Annotated in this window: 6 protein-coding genes; 4 read left to right on the top strand and 2 right to left on the bottom strand. The window is 45.2% G+C overall.

Going from position 1 to position 9,058, the window contains the following annotated elements; translation table 11 throughout:
- The first annotated feature begins 283 nt into the window (after positions 1-283).
- Positions 284-1,633, top strand: a complete 1,350-nt coding sequence (locus tag RDP42_RS10025; RefSeq protein WP_308763571.1) for an alpha-L-fucosidase — start codon at positions 284-286, stop codon at positions 1,631-1,633.
- A gap of 14 nt (positions 1,634-1,647) precedes the next feature.
- Positions 1,648-2,886: a PNGase F N-terminal domain-containing protein gene (locus RDP42_RS10020; protein WP_308763570.1), complete on the top strand. Its 1,239-nt coding sequence runs from the start codon at positions 1,648-1,650 to the stop codon at positions 2,884-2,886.
- A gap of 94 nt (positions 2,887-2,980) precedes the next feature.
- Here the strand turns inward: RDP42_RS10020 and RDP42_RS10015 are convergent, their stop codons facing one another.
- Positions 2,981-4,552 carry a S41 family peptidase gene (locus RDP42_RS10015; protein WP_308763569.1) on the bottom strand — a complete coding sequence of 524 codons (1,572 nt, stop codon included), beginning with the start codon at positions 4,550-4,552 and terminating at the stop codon, positions 2,981-2,983.
- A gap of 192 nt (positions 4,553-4,744) precedes the next feature.
- Entirely contained in the window at positions 4,745-6,073 is a 1,329-nt protein-coding gene (locus RDP42_RS10010) for a hypothetical protein (RefSeq protein WP_308763568.1), read from the bottom strand.
- A gap of 214 nt (positions 6,074-6,287) precedes the next feature.
- Here RDP42_RS10010 and RDP42_RS10005 point away from each other — a divergent pair, with 214 nt between their 5' ends.
- Entirely contained in the window at positions 6,288-7,610 is a 1,323-nt protein-coding gene (locus RDP42_RS10005) for an MATE family efflux transporter (RefSeq protein WP_308763567.1), read from the top strand.
- Positions 7,611-7,675: 65 nt separating this feature from the next.
- A complete protein-coding gene (gene ffh / locus RDP42_RS10000; protein ID WP_308763566.1) occupies positions 7,676-9,001 on the top strand; it encodes a signal recognition particle protein in 1,326 nt (441 codons plus the stop codon).
- Positions 9,002-9,058 lie beyond the last annotated feature (57 nt).

Raw genomic sequence — 9,058 nt, 5'->3', positions numbered from 1 at the left:
TGCTAAACTGCCGTACGGGTTACCGTACCGGGGGTTCGAATCCCCCAGCTTCCGCTAGTTCTATTGTTTTTTAGAGTGAAGCATCATACTTTAGCGAGTATGGTGCTTTTTTTATGGGTTTTAGGTTTATGAAATGAGAGAAAAATTCCTGATGAGCAAAATTGTAGCGGATAAATCCGTATCTTTGAAAATCGAGGAAATGGGTTGTTTTTGCACGCAAGTTCTTTCTTGTAAAAGTGCAGGCAGGTTCTCATGGAATTATTGTTAATTTAAATCTTTTATTATGGTGAAGAATCAATTATTTGCGACCCTGCTGTCTTTGAGTCTTGTGGGGACCCCGGTTTGGGGACAGACATCGGATAAAGTATCGCAGGATGTGCAGAAGGAAAAAAGGATGGAGTGGTTTGCCGATGCGAAGTTGGGCATTTTTATCCATTGGGGAATTTATTCAGTGAAAGGGGTTTCCGAGAGCTGGTCTTTTTTCAACAAGTATCTGCCTTATGAAGAGTATATGAGTCAGAAGGATGGCTTTACGGCCTCCAAGTATGACCCCAAAGCGTGGGTGGATTTGATAAAGGAGAGTGGCGCACGCTATACGGTCATTACCACCAAGCACCATGATGGGGTGGCTTTGTGGGACACCAAGGCCGGAGCGTTGAGCACCGTGAAATCAACGGCTGCTAAACGGGACTTGCTCAGTCCTTTTGTGAAAGAAGTCCGTAAGCAGGGGCTGAAACTGGGATTTTATTATTCGCTGTTGGACTGGTCGCATCCGGATTATCCGAACATGACACGGACCGATGTGCGTTATACAAATGATTCCGTACGCTGGAAACGGTTTGTGGAATTCAACATGGCCCAGTTGTCGGAATTGAACAAGACGTGGAAACCGGATTTGTACTGGTTTGACGGAGACTGGGAACAGACGGCTGAGGCTTGGAACTCAAAGGGAATTGTGGAGTTGCTGCGGTCGGATAACAAGGATGTGATTATCAATTCCCGTATTCAGGGCTATGGCGATTATGCCACTCCTGAGCAGGGGGTTCCTATTGTGCGTCCTCAGGATAAGTATTGGGAATTGTGCATGACCATGAACGATTCATGGGGCTATCAGCATACTGATACCAATTATAAATCTCCTTTTATCCTGTTGCGTACGTTTGTCGACTGCCTGAGTATGGGAGGAAACCTGTTGCTGGATATCGGTCCGAAGGAAGATGGAACCATTCCGGAAGAGCAGGTAGCCATCCTGAAGGAATTTGGACGTTGGACCAAGAAGCACAAAGAAGCCATCTATGATACCCGTGCGGGTATCCCGACGGAACATTTTCAAGGATATACTACCTTAAATAAAGGTGGAGATATTCTGTATTTGTATTTACCCTATAAGCCTAACGGACCGATTGAGGTAAAAGGGTTGATGAACAAGGTGAATCGGGTATGGGTAGTAGGCAACGGAGCTATGTTGTCCTACAAGGTATACAACAAAAACTATTGGAGTGAGGTGCCGGGCAATTTGTATATTGAAGTTCCCGACCGTGTATTGGATCCGCAGATAACCGTTGTGGCCGTGTTGTTGGACGGACCGGTGAAATTGTATCGGGGAGCAGGACAGGTCATTGAAAGTAATTAATATCTACAGAAGTTATGAAAATAGTAAGCATGTTTGTTTCCTTGTGCGTGGCCTTGAATGTATATGCGGCAGGACATAAGGAACTCCCGGCCAAGGGAGATTTGAACTTGACGGTGTTTAATAAGGAGAATATCCATTTCGCACCGGATACGTATGCCAATTATTCCGCAGCAGATGGAAATGGAGTCATTCATTTGGTGAACGGGCGAATCATTCTGAAGAAGATTCAGATTCCCGATTACCAACGGGATGTGACGGTCAGTGTGAAAGTGACATTGGCTTCGAATGGCGACCGCTGGGATAAGTCGGGTTCTTGCTTCGTGATACCGAAACATTCGGCCATCAATCTGTTGAGTATTGCGCAGGGAAAAAAGAAGTTTCCGGAAATTGATAGCCTGAAATTGGAGAATATGGTGGGAATCGTGCCAGGAAAAGATTACCTGCCTACGATTGAGCTGATGCGTTTTATGACACCTTTTGGAGTAGGACATTTCAGTGAGAATGATGATTCGTTGTCGAGCAAGCGCCGTCCGGTTTATATACCCAAATGGGAGAAATGTGTACAGTGGGAACAGGATATCACCGATTTGTATCCGGCATTGAAAGGAGAGGCTTATGTCGGCATCTTCATTGATACTTGGACGACGGAAGGTTATGTGGCCAGCATGGAGCTGAAGATAAAGGAAACTCCGGTGACTTGTGAGAAACTGGTGCGCCGTCATGTGGAGCCCTTGATGAATACGGTATATTATATTGGTCAGACGTATCCGGATATTTTTGCCCGTAAGTCGGTTTCTACAGATTTCGTATTACCAGAGAATGCAAAGAATGTCCGTCTGAAATATATTGTGACCGGTCATGGCGGTCATGAAGGAGGGGATGAATTTGTGCAGAAGCGAAATATTCTCTCTGTGGATGGAAAAGAGGTTTATAACTTCATTCCTTGGCGGGACGATTGTGCTTCTTTCCGTCGTTTTAATCCGGCTACGGGAGTGTGGTTGATCAAACGTCTGGCAGCTTATATCAGTGAGGAAGGCTATAAAACCAAAGAAGTGGAAGAACCCTTGGCCTCTTCCGACTTGTCTCGTTCCAATTGGTGTCCGGGTTCGGACGTAACGCCGGAGGAAATCTGTCTGAAAGATTTGAAGGCCGGCAAGCATACCTTTACGGTAAGTATTCCGGATGCACAGCCGGCAAGCGGCAATGAATTGAATCATTGGCTGATTTCTGCCTATCTGGTGTGGGAAGAATAATCTTTTAAAAAATATCTGTATGTTTTATGGAAAAAATTGGCCGGCTAACTCTCTCTATGAGGTTGGCCGGCTGATTTTTTTGAGTGTGACGATGTTATTGAGCTTCCGCTTTGATTCGCATATCGCGGATGACTGTCGAAGGTAACGTCAGGATACGTTTTCCAAAAGTCCTGTTTTCTGCTTGAGGAAGTTTGCGGAATTTGGGAACCATGCTACGGCTGAGAGTTCTAGATGTCGAGCTCTCATCGTATGTACGTCCGGCTTCTATGAGTGCTTGCTTCAATAAAGGTTCGTTCACATCCCCTATTGCATAGGGAAGCAACGGAGTATCGTCCACGGCAATGTCGGGAATCAGTCCATCGGGCATGCAGGGTGTTTCGCCTCGAGCGTTTTGATAAATATTTATCATGACGTAGGTTCCCCAATTGTTAAGTTCGGCTGGTGTATTTATATAGAAATCTTTGGCTGAAATGAGGGACCCGGTACAGTATTTCCCTTGCGTCTGGCTTCCGATAAGTTCTATCTGAGTGTAAGGCATCAGTCCTCCCAAAAGAGCTTCTGAAGCTGATGCTGATCTGGAACCTATCAGACCATAAATCTTTTCCAAGTCGATATTGGCATCTTTGGTATTCACTTTTACGGTTTGGCCTTGGTCCTGATACTCAAAATCAGTCTCAAAATGAGATTCCAGGTTTATGCCTTTTTCTTGGTAATATTGAGTCAAGGCTTTGTTATAAACTTCTTTCTCAAAAACTTCTTTGTTGGTTACTGCGGCTTGGGGGGCAAACAGAGAGGCTAGCACCTGTTCTGTGGTCACATATCCTCCGGTGTTATAGCGTAGGTCGAGGATAAGTTCTTTGACTTGTTCTGCCTTGAATTTGCGGCTGATTTCGATAACTTGAGGAATGGAAGCAAAATCAAAACTGGTGTAGGCCAGATATCCTACCTTTTTACCGTTGAATTCATAGATAGAATCGCAAATGACCGGGTTTTCATACATGGAAACGGCGGTAAGTGATACTTCCTTGTTTTGGTCTTGAATAGTATAACTTTCCGGATCCAGCAGTCCGAGCGTGACAGTCAATGTACTGTTAGAATACAGATTCATGTAATTCTCGGAATTGATGATTTTACCATCCAAAGTGAGCAAGATGTCTCCTCGTTTAAGACCTGCTTTAGCGGCGGGAGAATCTTTGTATACGAAATTGACTACCCCTATGTATTGCTCTCTGTTTACTGTACTTGACATATTGTAAATAGTCAAGTTCCATCCAAATGAAGTGGTTGTGCCGTTCATATTATTTGTAAGGGAAGTCATGTCGTTGGTGAGCATGGACCATTTGTCTATGTATTTTTCCCCTTCGTGGTATCTTATCCGGCTGAATGTGCCGATAGGATCATTGTTGGTTTCAATGTTCCATTGGTTCAGGTCATCGCGAATTTCTTCGTTCCATAGATAATAAGTCTCCAAAGCATCTTTCCCAAACTTATTGGCATAATAGGTTTCATTGGATATGCTTTGTGACGAATCGTCATTTGTATCTTCGTTATTGTCGGATGGGTTAGTAGAAGAATTGTTGTCTTGCGGATCTTCATCCGTACATCCGGTAAATGTCATACTTCCTAATAAGGTAAATAAGAGTACCCACGATAGTTTCTTGCTCATAGTTTAATTTTTGAAGGGTTTGTAAGGATATTAGGTTACAAATATATAAAAAGTGAAGAATAAAGGAAATGGGTACTGGCTTTTTTTCATGGAATGAACGATCACGTAACAATTTGTTCGAAGGAGAATGTGGATATAAAAATTCCGCTTCGTATCAAAAAAATGGATATCTGTGATACGAAGCGGAAAAGTTTAAAATTTATAGTTCAAGCTCAGACCGAAGACTTTGTTGGTACGATAGTAGACATCTGTGCCATTGAGGCCAGTGCCGTTGTAGCTGGCCACTTCCTTGGTGTACTTGTCATAGTGTGTCCAGAAGTAAGCCACATCGATGCTCCAAGCTTGTGTGAAGTTGATTCTGGCGCCAAAACCTAACGAATAGGAGTCACAATAGAAACTGGTGTCGGTTTGGAATTCATCACTGAGGCCATAATTGGTGCGTTGGTAGCCCCCGCTGACAGTCAACCGTTTGGTGATATCCCATTCCAGGCCTGCCAGGTATTCATGGGTACCGTGTTTAAGGGTTTTCTGTCGGTCGTTCAGCATGCCTGCATGCTTGTCATCAAAGAAATGATATTCTACTGAAGCACGAAGGTTGGGCAGAATTTCGTATCCGGCGGCTACGCTCAGGAAGGCAGGAATGTCGTTTGGGGTCTGTTCACCGTCGGCGTAGGGTTTCATAATGGCCTCCGGGGTACCCGCAGGTACATCCAGTACATTGGTCTTGTTTTCGATATTCAGGTTTGTCTTGAATTCATATTTGGCTGTTAGATTCCAGCGTCCCAGTTTGGCATCAATTCCGAGTATAGGAGTCAGTCCCCATCCGCTTTGGTCACAGTTCAATTCCAGATTGGCCAGTTGGCTGCCACCCAGATTTTCTTTCATATACGCTTTCAGGTAGCCTTCGTATCCACTTTGCACGTAGTTCATTCGTCCGCCTGCAAAAACACTCAGCCAGTCATTGATTTTATAGCTTAATCCTAATTGCAGCCCGTAAATATACTGCTTGCCGTCCATGGCGGTGTGGATGTCGTACATTTGTGGAGTGACTTTCCCTCCCGTCTGCTGACTGATCATTCCCATGGCCAAGGCATCAAACATGGGAAGACCGTTGCTGAACGAAGCCTTTCCTCCGCCTCCCGTAATGGCGAAGCTGGCAGAAATCACCCAGTTGTCTTTTTTATAGAGTCCTTGGAAGCTGGGGATAAGAGGGGCAGATGCGGTTCCTTTGTATTGGCGGTTAGTTCCGGCGCCGTCCGCTTGTTGGAAGAGTGGGAACGTAGCATTTATTTCGCGTGTCTGATAGGCACTTTGTCCGGTCAGTGACAGATAAAATCCTTCGTGGGGTAAGAAGGAAAGTCCGGCAGGATTGCTGTACACACCGTCTATATCGATGGAAGCCCCTCGTGCGACCATACGGAGGAAAGCTGCATGTTGGTTGGTATTCGTAAGATAATCTCCCGCAAAAGCCGGGAAAGTAAGGCACAGTGTCGCTGCACTGAGGAAAAGAATTTTCTTCATTCGTTTTAATAGGTTGTTTGTTAGAAATAGGCCGCAAAAGTAATTTAAAATTGCGCAGGAACCAACGGAATGTGTAAAAATTATTTTAAATGAAATTGTTTTACTTGAAACGAATGAAGAGGGAGGGTGATTTCAGACCTTTTCCTTTACATCTTGTGCGAAATGTATATCTTTGCAAAAGTATGCGGTTTTTACTCAATTTATTTCCTGACGTATGTACACCAATAAAGAAATCTGGCATGTGACCTATCCGATTTTTCTGGGCTTGCTGGCTCAGAATGTGATTAACGTGACCGATACGGCCTTTTTAGGGCGTGTGGGCGAGGTCGCATTGGGGGCATCGGCCATGGGAGGATTGTTGTATATCTGTGTGTACACCATTGCTTTTGGATTCAGTGTCGGTTCACAGATACTGATAGCCCGACGCAACGGTGAAGGCAATTATCGAGCCGTGGGACCGGTCATGTGGCAAGGCACGGCTTTCAGTTTTGGAATGGCCGTCTGCCTGTTGGCATTGATGTATTTTTCTGCCGGACCGTTGATTCGCCTGCTGATTACTTCCGATTCCATTTATGAAGCCACGTATGAATTCTTTGTCTGGCGCATTTGGGGCTTCCTTTTCGCTTTTGTGAATGTCATGTTCCGGGGGTTGTATATCGGGATTACCCGTACGAAGGTACTGACTTTGAACGCAGTAGTCATGGCACTGGTGAATGTGGTGTTAGACTATGGGTTGGTTTTTGGAGAATTGGGCTTGCCGGAGATGGGGGTACGGGGAGCTGCATTGGCCTCTGTCATTGCGGAAGCTTCTTCACTGGTGTTTTTCCTGCTATATACCTATTATAAAGTAGATTTGAAGAAATACGGATTGAACCGTTTCGGGCAGTTCGATTGGACGATGGTGTGGCGCATTCTTCGCATTTCGTGCTTCACGATGGTGCAGTATTTCTTAGCTATGGCCATCTGGTTTGTCTTCTTCATGGCCCTGGAACGTTTGGGACAGCGGCAGCTGGCAATCGCCAACATTGTGCGCAGTGTGTACGTCGTGTTGCTGATACCCGTGCAGGCTCTTTCCACTTCGGCCAATACATTGGTCAGTAACCTGATTGGGGCAGGAGGAGTGGCGGGCGTATTGACGTTGCTGCATAAAATAGCTCGCATGTCTTTTTTGATTATGGTAGTGTGTGTAGCACTTTGTGTCGCTTTTCCTGAAAGTATCCTGTCAGTTTATACCAATGAAGAAGCCTTGTGGCACGAATCTGTATCGGCCTTGTATGTCGTGTGTGGAGCCATGCTGATTTCTTCGCTGGCCAATGTGTACTTCAATGGCATATCCGGTACGGGAAACACACAGGCTGCCTTGGTGCTTGAAGTATGTGTGCAAGTATTCTATGCTCTTTATGTGGTAGGGGTAGGCATGATTCTTCAGGCATCGGTGGATATCTGTTTCACTACCGAGGTCATTTATTATATATTGATGCTGACTTTCAGCCTCATTTATCTGAAAAAAGCAAAATGGCAGAATAAAAAGATTTGAGCATACTGATTTTTTTGTAATTTTGCACGCTGGAAAATTTTGATAATAAATAAAAAGCAACATATATGTTCGACAATTTAAGTGAAAGACTGGAACGGTCGTTTAAGATATTGAAGGGTGAAGGAAAAATCACCGAAATCAATGTGGCCGAAACCTTGAAGGATGTCCGTCGTGCCTTGTTGGATGCGGACGTGAATTATAAAGTGGCGAAGAACTTTACCGATACGGTAAAGGAAAAAGCCTTGGGACAGAATGTCTTGACAGCAGTCAAGCCCAGCCAGTTGATGGTAAAGATAGTACACGATGAATTGACTACCCTGATGGGAGGAGATACGGCAGAAATCGAGTTGAAAAACCGTCCGGCTGTCATCCTGATGTCAGGTTTGCAAGGTTCTGGTAAGACTACCTTCTCTGGCAAGCTCGCCCGTATGATGAAGGCCAAGAAAAACCGCAAGCCTTTGCTGGTAGCCTGCGACGTGTATCGTCCGGCTGCTATCGAACAGTTGAAAGTGCTGGGGCAGCAGGTGGAAGTGCCGGTGTTCAGCGAACCGGACAGCAAAGATCCTGTACAGATTGCCTTGAATGCCATTCAGGAAGCGAAAGCGAAAGGTTACGATTTGGTAATTGTCGATACGGCTGGACGTCTGGCGGTCGACGAGCAGATGATGAACGAGATTGAAGCAATCAAGAAAGCTATCAATCCAGATGCCACTCTGTTCGTGGTAGATGCCATGACCGGACAGGATGCGGTGAATACGGCTCGTGAATTCAACGAACGTTTGGATTTCACCGGAGTAGTATTGACCAAGTTGGATGGTGATACCCGTGGTGGTGCAGCTCTTTCTATTCGTACAGTCGTAAACAAGCCGATTATGTTTGTCGGTACAGGTGAAAAACTGGATGCTGTAGATCAGTTCCATCCGGCTCGTATGGCCGACCGTATCCTGGGTATGGGTGATATCGTTTCTTTGGTAGAACGTGCACAGGAACAGTACGATGAAGAAGAGGCAAAGCGTTTGCAGAAGAAAATCCAGAAGAACCAGTTTGACTTCAACGACTTCCTGACGCAGATTCACCAGATTAAGAAGATGGGTAACCTGAAGGAACTGGCTTCCATGATTCCGGGAGTGGGAAAAGCCATCAAGGATATCGACATTGACGACAATGCCTTCAAGAGCATTGAAGCCATCATTTATTCCATGACACCGGAAGAACGTACTCATCCGGAAATTCTGAACGGTACACGCCGTACACGTATCGCCAAAGGTAGTGGTACCAGCATTCAGGAAGTGAACCGCTTGCTGAAGCAGTTCGACCAGACTCGCAAGATGATGAAGATGGTGACAGGCAGTAAGATGGCCGGTATGATGCAGAAAATGAAGAAAAAATAATTGTAGAGAAAAATTCCATACGAAGGCGGACCGCAGTTCCTTTTAAAAGATTCTGCG

Source organism: uncultured Bacteroides sp. (assembly GCF_902472605.1).
Taxonomy (GTDB): Bacteria; Bacteroidota; Bacteroidia; order Bacteroidales; family Bacteroidaceae; genus Phocaeicola.
Note: the sequence above shows the minus strand (reverse complement) of the source record. Positions and strands in the feature narration are given on the sequence as shown.